This is a genomic window from Humibacillus xanthopallidus, assembly GCF_006717145.1.
Lineage (GTDB): Bacteria > Actinomycetota > Actinomycetes > Actinomycetales > Dermatophilaceae > Humibacillus > Humibacillus xanthopallidus.
Genome location: NZ_VFQF01000003.1, coordinates 947,989 through 964,501 on the forward strand (window position 1 = coordinate 947,989; position 16,513 = coordinate 964,501).

The 16,513-nt window shown below is 72.5% G+C and carries 12 protein-coding genes; all 12 read right to left on the reverse strand.

Annotated elements, in window-relative coordinates; translation table 11 throughout:
* Positions 1 to 990: an SDR family NAD(P)-dependent oxidoreductase gene (locus tag FHX52_RS22380; protein ID WP_141824534.1), complete on the reverse strand. Its 990-nt coding sequence runs from the start codon at positions 988 to 990 to the stop codon at positions 1 to 3.
* The gene (locus tag FHX52_RS22385) at positions 987 to 3,689 is read right to left on the reverse strand and encodes a hypothetical protein (protein WP_141824535.1); all 2,703 of its coding nucleotides are present in this window, start codon (positions 3,687 to 3,689) and stop codon (positions 987 to 989) included. The genes FHX52_RS22380 and FHX52_RS22385 overlap by 4 nt, the downstream gene beginning before the upstream one ends.
* 163 nt (positions 3,690 to 3,852) lie before the next feature.
* Positions 3,853 to 4,305, reverse strand: coding sequence for a redox-sensitive transcriptional activator SoxR (soxR, locus tag FHX52_RS22390; protein ID WP_246070333.1), 453 nt, complete (start codon positions 4,303 to 4,305; stop codon positions 3,853 to 3,855).
* A gap of 2 nt (positions 4,306 to 4,307) precedes the next feature.
* Complete coding sequence (locus FHX52_RS22395; RefSeq protein ID WP_141824536.1) at positions 4,308 to 4,874, reverse strand: AAA family ATPase; 567 nt, start codon at positions 4,872 to 4,874, stop codon at positions 4,308 to 4,310.
* Between the two features lie 366 nt (positions 4,875 to 5,240).
* Positions 5,241 to 6,164 (reverse strand): FHA domain-containing protein, encoded by a 924-nt coding sequence (locus FHX52_RS22400; RefSeq protein ID WP_141824537.1) that lies wholly within the window; start codon positions 6,162 to 6,164, stop codon positions 5,241 to 5,243.
* Positions 6,161 to 7,450, reverse strand: a complete 1,290-nt coding sequence (locus FHX52_RS22405; RefSeq protein WP_141824538.1) for a vWA domain-containing protein — start codon at positions 7,448 to 7,450, stop codon at positions 6,161 to 6,163. Before FHX52_RS22405 ends, FHX52_RS22400 begins: the two co-directional genes overlap by 4 nt.
* Entirely contained in the window at positions 7,443 to 8,867 is a 1,425-nt protein-coding gene (locus FHX52_RS22410) for a PP2C family protein-serine/threonine phosphatase (RefSeq protein ID WP_246070334.1), read from the reverse strand. The genes FHX52_RS22405 and FHX52_RS22410 overlap by 8 nt, the downstream gene beginning before the upstream one ends.
* Positions 8,864 to 11,299 (reverse strand): serine/threonine-protein kinase, encoded by a 2,436-nt coding sequence (locus FHX52_RS22415; RefSeq protein ID WP_141824539.1) that lies wholly within the window; start codon positions 11,297 to 11,299, stop codon positions 8,864 to 8,866. Before FHX52_RS22415 ends, FHX52_RS22410 begins: the two co-directional genes overlap by 4 nt.
* A complete protein-coding gene (locus FHX52_RS22420) occupies positions 11,296 to 12,501 on the reverse strand; it encodes a coiled-coil domain-containing protein (RefSeq protein ID WP_141824540.1) in 1,206 nt (401 codons plus the stop codon). The genes FHX52_RS22415 and FHX52_RS22420 overlap by 4 nt, the downstream gene beginning before the upstream one ends.
* Positions 12,501 to 13,553 carry a glutamate ABC transporter substrate-binding protein gene (locus tag FHX52_RS22425; protein WP_141824541.1) on the reverse strand — a complete coding sequence of 351 codons (1,053 nt, stop codon included), beginning with the start codon at positions 13,551 to 13,553 and terminating at the stop codon, positions 12,501 to 12,503. Before FHX52_RS22425 ends, FHX52_RS22420 begins: the two co-directional genes overlap by 1 nt.
* Positions 13,550 to 14,893, reverse strand: a complete 1,344-nt coding sequence (locus tag FHX52_RS22430; RefSeq protein WP_141824542.1) for a hypothetical protein — start codon at positions 14,891 to 14,893, stop codon at positions 13,550 to 13,552. The genes FHX52_RS22425 and FHX52_RS22430 overlap by 4 nt, the downstream gene beginning before the upstream one ends.
* Positions 14,890 to 16,491 carry an AAA family ATPase gene (locus FHX52_RS22435; RefSeq protein ID WP_141824543.1) on the reverse strand — a complete coding sequence of 534 codons (1,602 nt, stop codon included), beginning with the start codon at positions 16,489 to 16,491 and terminating at the stop codon, positions 14,890 to 14,892. The genes FHX52_RS22430 and FHX52_RS22435 overlap by 4 nt, the downstream gene beginning before the upstream one ends.
* Positions 16,492 to 16,513: the final 22 nt, after the last annotated feature.

Below are 16,513 nucleotides of genomic sequence, written 5' to 3' on the forward strand. Positions count from 1 at the left end.
TCAGAGGGGCAGACGGATGCCCGCCAGCTCCTCTGACCGCGTGATGAGCCGGCCGGCGACCTCGGCGTCCAGCGCAGCGGCGTGCGGGCTGAGCCGGGCGGGCCGACCCCGCAGCTGCTGCCAGCCCGACGGGCCCCAGTAGTCACCGTTGCGGGCCTCCGGAGACGCGGCTGCGGTGACGAGCGGCATTGCGCCACGGTGCTTTCCGTGCGCGAAGGAGCGAACGAGCGTGCGCGTGACCGGGTTGACGGCGGGCTGGTTCACCGCGATCGCGCGGGCCGGCGACAGCGTGTCGACGGCCGTGCCGGGGTGGGCGACGACCGAGCTCGCGCGCTGTGCACTCCTACTGCGCTGAGCCTCGAGGCGGCGAGCGAGCTCGAAGCCGAACGTCATGACGGCGAGCTTGGAGCGGGCGTACTTCGCAAGGTCGGACTGCGCCTCGTCCGGTCGGGGTACGGAGTCGGCCGGCTGGCGCACGCGCGAGTGGATGACGCTCCCGACATGGACGACCCGGCCGCCCGATGCGATCAGGGCGGGCAGCAGGTGAGCGATGAGGGCGAAGTGGCCGAGATGGTTGGTGCCCCAGTGCAGCTCGAGGCCGTCGGCGGTCGTCAGTGCGCGGTGACCCCGCTCCGCCCTCGGCTTCGACCAGTCGGGGAGTGCGACGACGGCGGCGTTGGCGACGAGGGCGTCGATGCGCGGCAGGGCGGCCAGCCGCTCTCCGGCATCGTGCACCGAGTCGAGGTGCGCGAGGTCGAGGGGCACGTGCTGGACCTGCGCGCCCGGGACGTGCAGCTCGATGCTGCGCCTCGCGCTCTCCGCGCGGTCGGCGTCGCGCGCCGCGATGATGACTGACGCGCCGAGCCGGGCGAGGTGCTCGGACGTGAAGTAGCCGAGCCCCGTGCTGCCGCCGGTGACGACGACCACGTGCCCGTCGAGGCGGGGTTGGTCAGGCCCGACGTGCCGAGTTGGCCGACGGGGGGAAGTCATGCGATCGCCGTGACGAGGACGATCCACTCCTGCAGGTAGGTGGGCAGGTTCAGGTCCAGCGCGGCGACGTCGTCGTCCTTTGTCGGCGAGCACCGGAGCAGGACGGCTTCTGCCACTGTGGACGCCACATCCTCCTGCTCCTCGGACGTGCAGCGGCGCAGGGCGGGTGTCGACGCAAGCCCGCGCTTCTCGAGCTCGGCCACTATCTCCACCGCCCACCGGGCGAGTGGCCGGCTGGCCGGTGCGTCGGGGTCCCCGGGCACGAGCAGCGTGGTCTGCAGGCTCTCGTGGAGCGTGCACACGTCGACGAGGTGGTCTGCGACGCCCGTCGTGGTCCCGAGCACGAGAGCCAGCTCCCGCCGGTCCGTGGACGCGATGATGCGCGGTTGCACCAGACCGTTGGCCTTGAGGGCAGCGGCGAAGGTGGACAGCGGTTCCACCGCCAATAGGTCGGTCCGGGGAGCCTTGAGGAAGGCGCGGCGGTAGCCCTCACGCTTCCGGAAGGCATCAAGCTGTGGGTCGTCGTTCATCCAGTCCCGCAGATCCGGCATTCCGCTGGCGCGTCGCAGGAGGACGACCGCGTCCTCGTCGTCATCCAGGTTGACCACGGTGGGTGTCCAGACGACGTCATTGCGGGAGGCCAAGGTGCAGGCGAGGTTGTACATCCCGAAGAGACTTGTGGGCTCGGGGCGTTCGGCATCGAGGCCGACGAGGTAGCGGATGCCTGTCACATCATGGGCGAACTGCTTGTTCAAACCCTGCAGATCGGCATCCGTCGTGGTCTCGGTCTGGAGGTTCTCAAGCGAGTCCAGCGCGCTGCGCACCAACTCCTGGGCAAGCGTCCGGGCCGCCCCTAATGCACCATCAGGTGCATACACCGCATTGAGTGCGATGACCGCCCGGGTGTACCTCGCGCGGAGGCGCAGGCCCAGGTGGGAGGTGCCTTCGGCGTCTGCAAGGGTCTCGTCGAAGCGGAGCAACCAGTCGCGGTACGCAACGAGGTCGTCGTAGGACGTCGAGCTGCGGTCGAGTGCGTGGCGGTAGGCGAGCGCCGCCGAGAGGTTGGCCGGGTCGGCGTCGACCGCCAGCGCCAGCCGGGCCCGCTTCTGCTCGATCGGTAGACCGGGAACGGTTCCGAGGAACTGCAGGCCGATGCTGCGCCAGTCCGTCGCACCTGCGAGCCCCTGCGCCATGCTCGGGTGGTCGCGTGCCAGCGTCGCGAGGACGAACGATGCGGAGAAGGTGATGCCCGGATCTGGACCGACCTGCGCGGCAACGCTGCCGGTGCTGCTCGCGGATGCCGCGGCCTTGGCCGGCTGGCCGCCGGCGTCCTCCCGCGGAGCAGGTGGAAGGATCTGGTCGGGGCAGATGAGCGCGGATCGGACGGAGCGACCGTTGCGAGAGATCGAGATCGCCCGTTGCTCGGCAGGGCCCTCGAGTGCCACCGACCACGGGGTCACCCCTGAGACGCCGCGAATGAAGGACTTCAGGGCCTTGAGCACCGCGTTGTCGGGGAGGTCGGCGAAGGCACCCTCGAGGGCGGTGACATCGGCCCCCCGTGGCACCTCGAGGCCTTGTGGCTTCTCCGCGCCGAGCTCACCGAGCAGCGCGACGACAGCGCCCACGTCGGCAGCACTTGCCTTGTCCTCCGGTCCGGTCACGGAGACCGTCAGCCTGATCCGCGTCGCCAGCCACCACGCGAGCAGGGTCGCGCCGAGGCACGACGTGAGGATGCCTACCGCGAGGACTCCCGCAGCGTCACCTTCGGCCGACAGCTGCGTCCCGGTCGTGGCGGTGAGGACCAGGGCGACCGCGGCGGCAGCCACGAGCACTGCCCCGGCGCCGATGAGCACGGGTAGCGAAGGGAATCGTCTCGCCTCATCGTCGGCACCTCGTGGGTCTCGGAGCATCGGGCCGGCGATGAAGACGGCGAGCGCGCCAACGACAATCGCGAGGCCGAAGACGACTCCACCGTCCACCGGCGTCAGCGGCAGCTCGGCCACATCGGACAGGCTGATCGAGAGAAGGCCTGCGCCCGTCAGCAACCCCGCCAGCCCGGTCACGAGAACCCAGCCTCGCGTGGAGCGCGCGGACAGGTCATCCAACGGCCTCCACCGACGCGGAGCCAGGACGAGGAGCCGGGCGAGCACCAGCAGGACCGCGAGGACGCCGAGGAACGGGACCAGCAGGGCGGCCAGCGGCTTCAGCTGGCTCTCGAAGAAGGAGTCCCACTGGTCGAGCAGTGTCTGAGGCCCCGACTCGCCCAGGTGACCGTCGATCGCCGCCTGCGCGGAGGTGTGCACGGTTGTCGCAGCGGTGTTCTCGCGGTCGCTGGCCAGCGCCTCGGTGGCGGTTGCCTTGGCAGCTTCGTACTTGCCCTTGTCGAGCGACTTCTTGGCCGCAGCGGACTTCGCGAGCGAGGCCTGGACCGCCGCATTGGCCTTGGCGAAGGCCTCTGCACACGCCGAACCGTCGAGAGGTGGTGTCAGCCGTGCCTGGGCTATGACCCGCAGGGCTCGTTGAGGGAGCCCGTCCTCGACCAAGACCTGCGCGACGGCGCACGCCACCCCGGTGGCGTCCGCAGCCGAGGCGCTGGCCCCGCGTACCGGGGTCCACGCGAACCACAGCACCGCGAGCAGGAGCGATGCGGCTGCCCGGTGGAGGACTCGCCGCCCGACCGGTACGCGGTGTCCAGCCATCGCCCCTCCCCTGTAGAACCCCATCGCCCCGCCCCCAACGGTGTGGGTCTCATGCTCCTCCTCTCCCGAGCCGGGCGGGGCAGGTTCGACCAATCAGGACACTTCGGGCCACGCGGCATACGGCGTCGGTGGGAAGTCGGTGGGAGGTCGGTAAGAGAGCCGCTCAGGGCTCGAGGAGGACGGGGCCCGGCCCGCGCGCGGCTAGGGTGTCGTCGGGGTTGCTGAGGGCGCAGGTGCGCAGGCTGAGGCAGCCGCACCCGATGCACGAGTCGAGCTGGTCGCGTAGCCGCTCGATGCTGTGGATCTGCTCGTCGAGGCGACGCCGCCAGGATCGCGAGAGCCGTGCCCAGTCGCCGGCCGTCGGCGTGCGTGACTGCGGGAGCCTCGCGAGGGCCGTGGCGATCTCGTCGAGGGACAGGCCGACGCGTTGGGCCGCGCGGATGAACGACACCCGGCGGATGGTGGCGCGGTCGTAGCGGCGCTGGTTGCCGGTCGTGCGATCCGAGGTGATGAGGCCGAGCTCCTCCCAGTAGCGCAGGGCCGACGTCGCGACGCCCGTGCGCTCGGCGACCTGCCCGATGCTGAGGGTGGGGTGCAAGGTCGTGCCGTGTGCCACGGTCAGGCGATCCTCGCCTCGGCGAGCCGCGCGACGATCTCCTCGACGGTCTCGTCGGGTGTCTGCTGCGAGCTGTCGAGCCACAGGCCGATGTGGGGCGTCTCGGTGCGCACCTTGTGGTCGAAGTCGCGGATCGACCACAGGTCGCCGTAGCCGACCTTGACGCGCTCGGCCTCGCGCTGCATGACGGTTCCGACATCGGGGGCGAGCATGACGAGGCTGAGGGGACGCGCGCGCAGCTGGTCGAGGAAGGGCTGGAGCGTCGCACCGACGAAGAGGTCCTGAACGACGACCGTGAAGCCGGCCTCGGCATAGAGGTTGGCAGAGTGTGCCGTGATCGTGTGGCGCAGGGCGAGCTGGCGCTCGGCCTCCGGGTCGCCGTAGGGCGACATGTCGACGCGTCCGCGCACGACCACCCGCCGGAACTCGTCGCCGCGCAGGTGCACGGCACGCGAGAACCGCTCGGCGAGCAGCTGGGAGACCGTCGACTTGCCCGCTGCCATGACGCCGGTGACGACGATGATCTGGGGGAGGTCGACGGCGGTGTGGAGGGGCGGCCGTTCGCTCACACCCGTCACCCTAGGGGGCGCTGCCCGACCCTGTCGTCAGGCTTCAGGTGGAGTTCAAGTTGTGATCATCGAGGTGCAGCGAACCGACGGACCGCCACGACTTGTCACCCCTGACCCACCGCATGCTCAGCCGAGCACCAACACCCGTGGTCGTGGCGGTCCGTATGCCGTTGAGCGGGTGCCGTGCGTTGGGGAGGGTGTTCGGGAGGGCGCCGGGTGATCGGGAGCGGCATCGGCGGCGCCAACGGCATACGGCAGGAAACGATGGGCTGGGACAGGCGCCGACGCTCCACGCCGCTCCCGACCACCCGCCGCCCAAAGGCCCAGCCATCCGTAGGTGCCGGCGAGCGTCAAACCGGAGCGGGCTCAGGCGTAGGCCTCGACCTCGTCAGGGGTCGCCTTGCGCACGACGATGCGGGTCCACGCCCCGACGTAGAGCCGGTCGTCGTCGCTCAGCTCGGTGCGCGGCCCGACGGCGATCGCCTTCTCGGGCAGCGGTCCCGCCGCGGGGGCGACATAGGTGCCGTTGGACGAGCCGAGGTCCTCGACGAACCAGCGCGAGCCGTCGGTCGTGAGCTGGGCGTGACGGCGGCTGACGCCGGGGTCGGACGACAGGTCGAGCTCGGGGTGGGTGTTGCGGCTCGTCGAGACGCGGCCGAGCAGGACGCTCTTGCTGCGCAGGGGCACGATGACCGGCAGGCCCGGGGAGGGGCAGGGGTCCTCGGCCTCCTGGGTCTTGTACCAGTCCGGGTCGATCCAGACCTCGGCCAGCCACTCGAAGGTGGTCGACGGCCCTCCGCCGCCGGCCGCACCCGCCGCGCCCGCCGACCCCGACGCACCCGCACCGTCGGACGCCTCGCCCTCGTCGCTCGGAGCCGAGGGGTCGCGCGGCATCGCGCCGGTCGTGAAGTCGTAGCCGCAGGCCTCGCAGAAGAGGGCGCCGTCGGCGTTCTCGGTGTGGCAGTTGGGGCACTCGAGGGTCGTGGGCCCGGCGGCCGCACCCGCGGCGCCGCCGCCACCCTCGGCCGCACCGGCAGCCCCACCAGCAGCCCCGGAGCCGGGCGGCGGCTCGAGGTCGAGCGATGACCCGGACGGAGAGCCGGCCGCAGCCCCGGACGCGGTCGCGGAGCCGGACGGCACCGCCGGTCCAGCCGTCCCAGACGTCCCAGCCGTCCCAGACACCCCGACGGGCGACGCAGCGGGCTGCGCCGACAGGTCGATGGGGGAGCCACAGGTGTCGCAGTAGTCCTCGGACTCCGACGTGTGCCCGTTGGGGCAGACCGCACTCACCGGCGCACCCGGCTCGTCTTCGTCGAGGCCGTGTCGAGCGACATCTCGTCGATCTTGGTGACCCCCTTCTTGAGGCGCACCGTGCCGGTGTCAGCGTCGTCGATCTCGACGACCTTGCGCAGGCGCGTCGTCATCTCCTCGTTGCCGGTGGCGCTCGCGAGCTGGACCGCGCGGCCCAGCTTGGCCGTCGCGACCTCGTCCTGGCCGGACGCCTTGGCGGCGAGGCCGTCCTGGATCATCTGCGCGAGCTCGGCCTGCCCGGTGTAGGCGGCCACCGCGGGATCGATGCGCGTCGTCAGGGCCTCGTCGTTGCTCCACCGGGCCTTGACGAGAGCCTGCGTGACCGGCTCGCCGCCGAGCGTGATCTGCACCCGCGCCGCCAGCTGCTCCTGCCCCAGCGTGCGGGCGGGCAGGCGCACGGCGACGTGGTAGTCGCGGCTCTCGTCGGACCAGGCGCCGGTCGGGTAGGCCCCGGTCAGCGGGTTGACCTCGGTGCGCCGGCTCGAGAGGTCCTCGAGGGTCGGTGACACCTGCTTGACGAAGAGCAGCTCGGCGCCCTGCGGCACCCAGACGCGCAGCTCGGCGTTCGCGACGCCGCGTGCCATCGATGCGCGCATCATCGCCTCGAACTCCGCCGCCATCTCCTCCGGCGCCGGGATGAGGTCGACGGTGCCGAGCAGCGCCGACGCGATGCCGCGCACCTCCTCGACCCGCCACTGATCGCCGACACCGCGGCAGTCGCACTGGAAGACGCCGATGCAGCTCTGCACCGCGGCGGCCAGCGACTGCGGCGTCTCGCCCTCGTTGACGCCGTCGGTGAGCAGGATCGCGTGCCGCTTCGTCACGTGTGGGACCGTCGCGAAGATCTGGCGCGCCAGCGTCAGCCACGTGCCCATCGCCGTGCCGCCTTGGGCACGCAGCCCCTCGATCGCGCGCGTGGCCTCGCCGCGCGTGTGCGACGACATCGGCACGAGCGCGCCCTGGTGGCTGTAGGGGTAGATGATCTGCGCGGTGCCGTTGCCCGAGACGATCGAGAAGAGCGTGCCGTCGGTGATCTCGGCGAGCGCCGCCTTGGCCGCCTCGCCGGCGGCCTGGACCCCGCGCCGGCCCATCGAGCCGGACGTGTCGATGAGGATGACCTCCGCCGCGGAGCCCGGGGCGATCGGAGCCGTGCCCGAGCCCGCAGCCGAGGCGCCGGTCGAGGTCACGCGGACGATGGCGTGCAGGTCGGTGCCGCCATCGGGCAGGAACTCGTTCTGGAACACCTCAGCGGTGAAGTCAGCCATTGATCGGAGCCCCTTCCTCGGGGGCGGCCGTCTCGGCAGCCCCGTGCGTGTCATTCGATCCTTGTCCAGCCAGTCTCGCAAGAGCAACCGTGATGTTGTCGCGGCCCCCCTGCTCGTTGGCGAAGTCGACGAGCGACTGGGCGAGCACCACGGGCTCCTCGCCGACGCGGGCTGCCCTCTCGCGCAACAGGTTCCGCAGGTCCTCGGCCTCTGAGCAGTAGTTCCACAGGCCGTCGGAGCAGACCATGAGCCAGCCGCTCGTCGGGGTCAGGGTCGTCAGGTGCGGCGTCAGGTCGTCGGGCGAGTCCTTGCCGAGCCAGCGGGTGATGGAGTGCGCGTGCGGGCCCGACTCCGCCGCGACCCGCGACACGCCGTTGGTCATCTCCTCCTGGGCGAAGGAGTCGTCACGCCCGAGCTGGGCCGCGGGCTCGGCGTCGGCGTCGGGGAACCAGTAGACGCGGCTGTCGCCGACGTTGCCCGCGACGATGATGCCGTCCTCGACGACGGCGGCCGCGAAGGTGCACGACGGCGGGTTGGGCACGTCGTCGTCGACGGTGACGCTCACCGCGGCGTTCGCCTCGTGGACCGCGAGGGTGAGCGCCCGGCCCGCCGCCGCGGCCCAGGCGTCGGGGGTTCCGGCGCCCTTGGGGAACGGCTGGTCGAGCACGCCCCGTGCCGCCTGGGCGGCCGCGAGCGATGCGATGTGGGAGTCCGTCGCCATCGAGACGCCGTCACAGACGACGAGCACCGCGCGTGACCCGGCCGGCTCGGCGGCTCGCAACGCCATGGCGTCCTCGTTCCGCGTATGCCGTTTGCCGATGTCGCAGACGCCACCGACCCAGGTGGCCGCTGCGTCCGTGACGTGGAAACGCGGGTCCGGGGGCGGCGTGCCACAGTGGTCGCAGTAGCCGTCGACGATGTGGCCGAGCCCGCAGGCCTGGCACAGCGTGTCATCGCCCGCGTCTGCGCCGCCGACGGCCGCCGACGGCACCGGGCCGGTCCACCCGACGTCGAGCGGCGACTCCTCGCCCGCCGGGGCGGTCTGCGGCGTCGCGACCGCGACCAGTCCGTCAGCAGCTGCCCCCGCGCCGTCGTGCGAGACAGGAGCGGCCTGTCCTGCCTGACCGGCCGCACCCGCCTGTGCCACCGGCCCGCCCGCGGCCGCCGGAGAAGGCCCGCCGGACGGCATACCGGCGGGGGCGACCGCCTGCGGGAAGAGGCTCGCCTGCGGCAGCCCGGACGGGGGCAGCGTGGCTCCGGGCGCGTTGAGGTCGTTGCCGCACGCCTCGCAGAAGCTCGCCTCGGCGGGATTGGCCGCGCCGCACACCGGGCAGCTGCGCTCGCCGGGCTGGGTCGCCTCGGAGGCGGCGGCGGGCAGCGGGGCGGACGCAGGCGCGCCCGTCGGGGTGTCGGTCACCAGAGGCTCCAGGGTCGGATGGCGTTGGCTTCGTCGACGAGCGACACTCGCTCGCCGAGCTCGGGGGTGCGCTTGGCGAGCTCGCGGAGCGATTCCTCGAGGCCGAGGCGAAGGCTCGTCGGCGTCGCCTTGTGCTCGCCGATGCGCACGTCGGCCTTGTTGCCGCTCGACTCGACGGTCGCGAGGGCCTCGCGGTAGATGAGGGTCGTCACCTCGGCCTTGCGCCGCGCCGTGAGCGAGGTGTCCTCGAGCGTGCGCATCGCCTCGGCGAGGTCGGGCAGCCCGCGGTTCGAGCGGGTCAGCAGCTCGGCGAGACCCGCTCGCGCCGTGCGGAAGGCGCTCGACTGGGCCGGCACGAGGCGGTAAGCCGCGACCGCACCGTCGACGTCGCGGCGGGCGGCGCGGATGCGGGCGAGGCCGAAGGCCGCCATCGGCACGTAGGTCGCGTCGGTGCGGGCGCAGGCGATGTAGAGGTTCTCGGCCACGGCCTCGTCACCAGCCTTCTCGCACGCGTGGGCGAGGGCGAGCTTGGGTGCGAGCTCGCCGGGCACCTGACCGTAGACGGCGTTGAACGACGCCTGGGCGCCGCGGGCGTCGCCGCGCTCGAGGGCGGCGAGCCCCTGGATCCAGACGGCTCGCCACTCCCACGGGTCGGCGCGGAGCAGCTCGCTCGCGGTGGCCTCGGCGATGTCGCGCTTGCCGGCGTCGAGCGCGGTGCGCGCCCGCTCGAGCAGCACCTCGGTCGAGTTCTTCGGTGGCGTCATGAGGCGCTCGAGGCGCTCGGCCGGGGTGCCGTTGACGGTCTGGAGCCACCCGACCATCGCGTCGTGCGGGTCGCGCCGCAGCGAGGGCAGGTTGCGCCAGTCGTCGGGCTCGGTGCCCGGTGTCGGCACGTCGAACAGGAGCGAGGAGACGGTCGTCGCGGCGGCGCCCGAGCCCTGGTCGAGGGCGACGACCTCGCGCAGCACGCCGACCATCTGCGAGCGCAGCTCGTCGGCGGAGACGAAGCGGTCGTCGCGGTTCGGCGCGCAGGCCTTGGCGACGAGCCTGTAGAAGGAGTCGTAGCGCTGGAACACCGGCACGGTGTCCTGCGCCGGCAGGACGTTGAGGTAGGTCGTCTGGTAGCCGCGGAACTCCATCGTCAGCACGACGAGGGTGCGCCCGATCGTGTAGATGTCGGACGCCACCGAGACACCGAGCTCGGCCACCTCGGGGGCCTGGTAGCCGACCGTGCCGAAGATCGCCGAGTCGTCGTCGTCGCTGCGCCGCACGCCACCGAGGTCGATGAGCTTGACCTCGTCGCCGACCTGGATGATGTTGTCGGGCTTGAAGTCGCAGTAGACGAGTCCGAGGTCGTGGAGGTACTGGAAGGCGGGCAGGATCTCGAGGATGTACGCGAGCGCCTGGTCGACGGGCAGCGGGTCGTAGCGGCCGGTGTGCTGCATCCGCTGCTTGAGGATCGACTTGAGCGAGGTGCCGCCGACGTACTCCATGACGATGTAGCCCGCGTCGTCGTGGGTGACGAAGTTGTAGATCTCGACGATGCTCGGGTGGCTCACCTGGGCGAGGAAGCGCTGCTCGGCGATCGCAGCCGCGAGCGCGTCGGGGTCGGCCGAGTTGAGCAGGCCCTTGAGGACGACCCAGCGGTCGGAGACGTTCTTGTCGCGGGCGAGGTAGATCCAGCCGAGGCCGCCGTGCGCGAGGCACCCCGCGACCTCGTACTGCCCGGCGACGAGCTCGCCCGGCTGCAGCTTCGGGTCGAACGAGAACGGGAAGCGGCACTTGGCGCAGAAGCCCGTCGAGCGCCCGGGCTTGCCGTCGCGCCCGCGCCCGACCGGCTCGCCGCACTTGGGGCAGAAGCGCTTGTTCTCCGGGACCGACGGGTTGGCGAGCAGCGCCTTGGCGGCGTCGATCTCGGGGGCGGGGCGCACGGTCGTGATGCCACCGCCGAGGCGGGCGGAGCGCAGTCGCTGCGAGCCGCCGGTGCGGCGGGTCGCGACCGAGCCGAGCTCACGGGCGCGCTTGGAGCCCATCGCCGCCGACGCGAGGTTGCTCGACGCAGAGGAGCGCGTGGAGAGCTCCGGCCCGGCTCCGGGCGCGTCGCCCGGGTCGCCGGCCGATCCGTTGGTCGCGAGAGCCGCGGGGGCCTGCTGGTCGGCCGGGGTGCCGCAGACGTTGCAGTAGCCGGCGTCGATCGTGCCGGTGCAGCCGGGCTGGAGGCACGCGCCGCCCTCGGGGATGCTCGGCCCTGCCGTCACGCGGGCGGCGGGGTGGGCTGCCGTGGCGATCGACGGCGGGTCGGCGGTCGCTGCCGGTCCGGCGAAAGCGGCGCTCGCCGCCGTGCCGGTCGACGCGGTGCTGGCGGCCATGCCGCAGACGTCGCAGTAGCCGTCGACGATGGTGCCGGAGCAGCCGGGCTGGGTGCACTTCATGGGCGACCCTTCTGGGGGCGGGGCGTGGAACGCGTGGCGACGTCGAGATAGGACTGGTAGGCGGCCGCGAGGGCGCGGGCCCGCACGAGAGGCAGGGGTGCCTGCGCGAGCGTCTGGTCGAGCCTGCGGCGCAGGTCGGTGAGGTCGGGCTCCAGCTCGGCAGGCACGCGCGCCGACGCGGCCATCGCCGACAGCGCGCCCGCGAGCCCGACGACCTCGTCGCGCTCGGCCAGCCCGGCGGCATACCGCTCATGGGCGAGGTCGAGCGCCCGCGACACCCTTTCGAGCCGGTCGCGGTATGCCGCGAGCTCGGCTGCCGCCTGCGGCACCGGTCCCAGCGCGCGCACGTTGGGGATGGCGAGGTGGGGCGCGGGCGTGATCGCCTCGACGCAGGCGCGCTCGAGGGCGCGGATCGCGGCGGCACGTGCGTCGAGCTCCTCGATCTGCTGCTGGGTGCGCACCCGGCTGCGGGCGGCCGAGGCACGCTCGGCGGCCGCGACGATGAGGTCGCGCTCGAGCACGGCGATGTCGATCTCGAGGGGCCCGATGACCCCGCCGACGTCGGCGCCGCGCCGGGCCCGCGAGAGCAGGTCCTCGATGCGCCGGTCGAGGCGCGCGAGCTTGTCGGCGGCCTCGTCCCGCTGCGTCCCCAGTGGCACGAGCGGCAGCTGGTCGCGGATGCGCTCGACCCCGGCCCGGGCCACGGTGATGCGCTGCGACGCCTCGGCGGCCCCCGGCGCCAGCGACGCGCGGGCCTGGAGCGTGCGGGTCAGGGAGTCGAGCAGCCGGCAGGCCTCGGGCAGGCTCACCGCGAGCGACCCGCTCGAGGGGAGCGAGAGGTGCTCGGAGGTGTTCGAGTCGAGCCGGCCGTGGATGAGGGTCGAGAGCCGCTCGGCCTCCTTGGGGCCGACCCGGCCGCCGTCGAAGGTCGTCTCGAGGAGCGTCAGGCGGTCGCTGACCGCCTTCCAGAAGGTCAGGGCGACGGTGAGGTCGGTCGTGATCGACGACTGCTCGGCCGGCGAGAGGCGCAGCAGTGCACGGTCGACCTCACCGAGGTCGGCCCGGCGCTGGGCGACCCAGAGCCGCAGGGCGTTGAGATAGGTCTGCGCCTCGCCCGCCTGGACGGGCACGCCGAGCGCGCCGGGCGCCGTCGGGGCTGCGACGCCGGGCTGGTCGGGAGTGCTCTGGGGGGCGGCCGTCATCAGCGCCCGTAGACGGGGGTCGGGGGAGCGGGGGCCGGGCCGATCCGCTCGGCGAGCCAGCGGTTGTAGATCGCCTTCCACTGCCCGTCGGCGACGAGGTCGGCGAGCGCCCGGTTGACGTAGCGGATGAGGTAGACGTCGTCCTTGTTGAAGCCGAGACCGTAGGGCTCGACGGTGATCGCCTTGGCGCTCGTGATGAGCGTGTTGGGGTCCTGGGCAGCCAGCCCGGCGAGCACGATGTCGTCGCCGGTGATGGCGTCGACCTTGCCCTGCTGGAGCAGGACGAGGCACCCGGTGTGGTTCGAGGCCGTGACGGGGATCGGGCCCTCGACGCTCTGCAGCTTGGTCAGCGACGTCGTGCCGGTCGGGGCGCAGACGCGCTTGCCCGTGAGGTCGGCGAGACCCCACGACGCCGCATCCTTGTTCGTCTTGAGGAGGCTCTTGGAGATGAGCACCTTCTGGCCGGCGCGGTAGTACTCGGCGGAGAAGCCGATCTTCGTCCACCGGTCGCACGTCATCGTCATGTTGCGGGCGACCATGTCGAGCGAGCCGTCCTGAAGCAGCGGAAATCGCTCGGCGGCGGTGATGACACGCGGCTGGAGCTTGGGGCTGCCGAAGAGGCTCGTCGCGACGGCCTTGGCCATGTCGATGTCGAAGCCGGTGATCTGGGACGTGAAGGGGTCGCGGGCGCCGAAGAGGTAGGTGTCGGCGGAGACCCCGACGATGAGGTAGCCGCGCTTGAGGATCTTGTTGACCTTCGCGTCGCTGATCTCGCTCCGGGTGGGGATGCTGCCGAGCGGGTCGTAGGACTGGGTCGCGTTGGAGCAGGCCGGCGCGGGGGTGCCGGACGTCGACGGGCTCGGCTTCGGCGTCACCTTGGTGGGCAGTGCCGTGGGCTCGTAGGTGACGCTCGAGCAGGCGCCCAGCGCGCTGACGCACAGAGCAGCGAGGACGCCCGCGAGGCGGAGGCGTGCGCGGTGGCGCGGCCTGGCAAGGGGCGGGCGCTTGGCCCTGTCCGTGGAAATGGCCGTGCCGGCGTGACGGGTGCTCATCGGTACTCCTCGATCCGCTGTCCGATGCCACGCACGACGAGCCAGGCGGCCAGCAGGGCTGCCAGGGCGACGGCGAGGGCCGCGATCGGTGCCGTGCGCGCCAGGCCGTCGAGGCGCTCGACGGCGGCCTTGCCGGCTGCGTCGCGCGCCTGGGTCACGGCGGTGTCGAAAGCCGTGAAGGTGCCGTCGGACCCCTTCATGCTGGGGTCGGTCGACATCGCGACCGCCTTGTCCCACTGACCGTTATCGTCGAGCTGGCGCACCTCTGCGTGCACCGTGGCGTAGTCGCTCCACTGCGAAGTCAGGGGCGACGAATCTGTGACCTCGGCGAGCGCAGCACGCACAGCGGTGTCGTCGGCCTGCCACGACTTCTCGTTGGCCTGGCCCGAGCCGCGTCGGATGAGGGTGAGGCTCTCGTTGGCTCGGGCGTCGTTGGCGCTCGTCGTCGCCTCGGCCAGCGTCACCGTCTGCCCGAAGTCCCCGTCGGCGACGGCTCGCGTGGCCGACCCGACCCCGGCCACCTGCACGAGGGTGAAGACGAGGGCGACGAGGAGCAGCACGATGGCACCGGTCAGGCGCCCGTTGAGGTAGCGGTGCGTGCGCCTGGCGAGCCAGACGGCGATCGCGACGATCCCGATGAGGGCGAGCAGCCCGACCGCGAGCTGGAGGCTCGAGTTGCTCCGGTCGAACTCGTCGCGGGCCCGCTGCTCGTTGGCCGCGACGACCGCGTCGATGATGGGGATGGCGTCTGCCCGCAGTCCGGCGCTCGCCTGCGTGAGGTACTGCGCACCGACGGGCAGACCGAGGCGGTTGTTGGTGCGGGCCTGCTCGACGAGGGCGGCATACGTCTGCACCTGCTGCGAGAGGGCGCCGAGGGCGGCGCCGTCGGCGGGCTGGGCGGCCGCGGCCTCGGCGACGCCGGTCGCGACGCGCGACATGGCGTCCTGGTAGCGCGTGCGAGACTCCGGCGTCTCGAGCCCGCCGATGAGGAAGGCGTTGGTCGCGACGGCGTCGGCACGCAGCAGGTCGACGTGGATCGACTGGGCCCGCACGACCTGCGCGGTGTTGTTGGCGGCCCGCTCGACGGCGGCCTGCGACGAGAGCAGCGCGTTGGCGCTGACGGCTCCGAGCACGATGGCCGCGACGACGCCGAGGGCCATGTAGAGGCGCATCCGGCCCGGGGTGCCGTGCAGCAGGCGCGAGGCGATCGAGCGGGCACCCGGGATGCTGCCCGCGATCGTGCGCGGACCGGTGCCGGGGGCCGGGGCGCCCGACGGCGCGCCTGCGGGGATCGCGACGGGGATGTTCGTCGTCGGTCGGCTCGTCGGTGCGCTCGTCATCGCGTGTCCTCGCTCGTGGCGGTCTGCTCGTCCGAGCCTGCCCCATCGGCCGGCTCCGGGCTATCAGGGTCTGCCCTGAGCGGCACCGGATCCGACTCGTCGGGCGGTTCGAGCACCTCGGTCTCGACGGGCTCGTCGGGCTGCTCCGTGAAGTCGTCGGCAGTGAGCAGACGCAGGTCGTCGCGGGTGGGTTCCGTGGCGTCCTTGAGCCGCCACGCGTGCCGCCCGACCGCCTGCTCGAAGAGGTTGCGCGAGAAGCGGCCGTTGCCGAAGGCCGAGGTGCGCGGGGTGGCCTGGAGGATGTGGCCCACGCGGGTGCGCGCCTCGGGCGTCAGCTCGTAGTCGGAGCCGGCCGCGATCGAGTCGAGGATGGCGAGCAGCTCCTCGTCGGTGTAGTCGTCGAACTCGATCGTCGTCGTGAACCGGCTTGCCAGGCCGGGGTTCTGGCCGATGAAGCGGACCATCGGGTCGGGGTAGCCGGCGACGATGACGACGAGCTCCTCGCGGCGGTCCTCCATCTCCTTGACGAGGGTGTTGACCGCCTCCTCGGCGTACTGGTCGCCGGTCAGGGCGTAGGCCTCGTCGATGAAGAGCACACCGCCCGTGGCCCGCGCGCAGACCTCGGCCGTCTTCATCGCGGTCTGCCCGACGTAGCCGGCGACGAGCTCGCTGCGGTCGACCTCGACGAGCTGGCCCTGCGGGAGCAGCTCGAGCGCCCGGTAGATGGAGCCGATGAGCCGCGCGACGGTCGTCTTTCCGGTGCCGGGGTTGCCGACGAAGATCAGGTGCCGGCTCATCCGCGGCGCCTTGAGGCCCGCGTGGGTGCGCATCTTCTCGACGGTCAGCAGCGCGACCTGGCGGTGGATCTCCTTCTTGACCCGCGCCAGCCCGATCATCGCGTCGAGCTCGGCGAGCAGCTCCTCGACGGACTTCTCGGGCTCGGCCGGCTTCTCGGGCTCGGGAGCGGGGGTGGCGCCGCCAGCGGTGGCCTGGGCGCCGGGAGCGGGCGGATCGCCCTGCGCTGCAGGCGGATCCACCCGTGGGTCCAGTGAAGGGTCGAGCAGGCTGGGGAGGTTCGGGCGCAGCACGTCGGGCAGCCCGAGTGCTCCCGCGGGCAGCGGGCGTATGCCGTCGAGCAGGCCCCCGGAGAACCCTCCACCCAGCGGGGCGGAGTGGAGCACTCCGCCCTGGGCCGCGTCGAGGTAGGCCGCAGAGGCGACGGAGGCGTTGGCGATGACCCAGATCGGGGCGGTGCCGAGCATGACCGCCGACGAGGCGACCTCAGTGAGGGCCTCGGCGTACTCGACCGCGAGGCCGCTGCGCGACGCGACGAGGGCCTCGAGCAGGTCGGTCGGGGCGCCGCGCCAGCGCCGCGCGCTCGAGGCCGCGTCGAAGAACGCCTCGTTGACCCGGCGGAGGTCGGTGACGCCGGGGTGCGCCACGCGGGCCCACTCCGTCGCCGCGCCGGGCACCGACTCGGCGAGGGCGGCGGCGACCCGGAGGCCCTCGTCGCGCGCGGCAGCGGGGTCGAGCCCGGCCTCGGCGGCGATGTCGCTGAGGTCGTCGAGGCTCTCGGCGAGGCGGGACCTGGCGCTCATCGGTCAGAACTCGTCGGTCGGC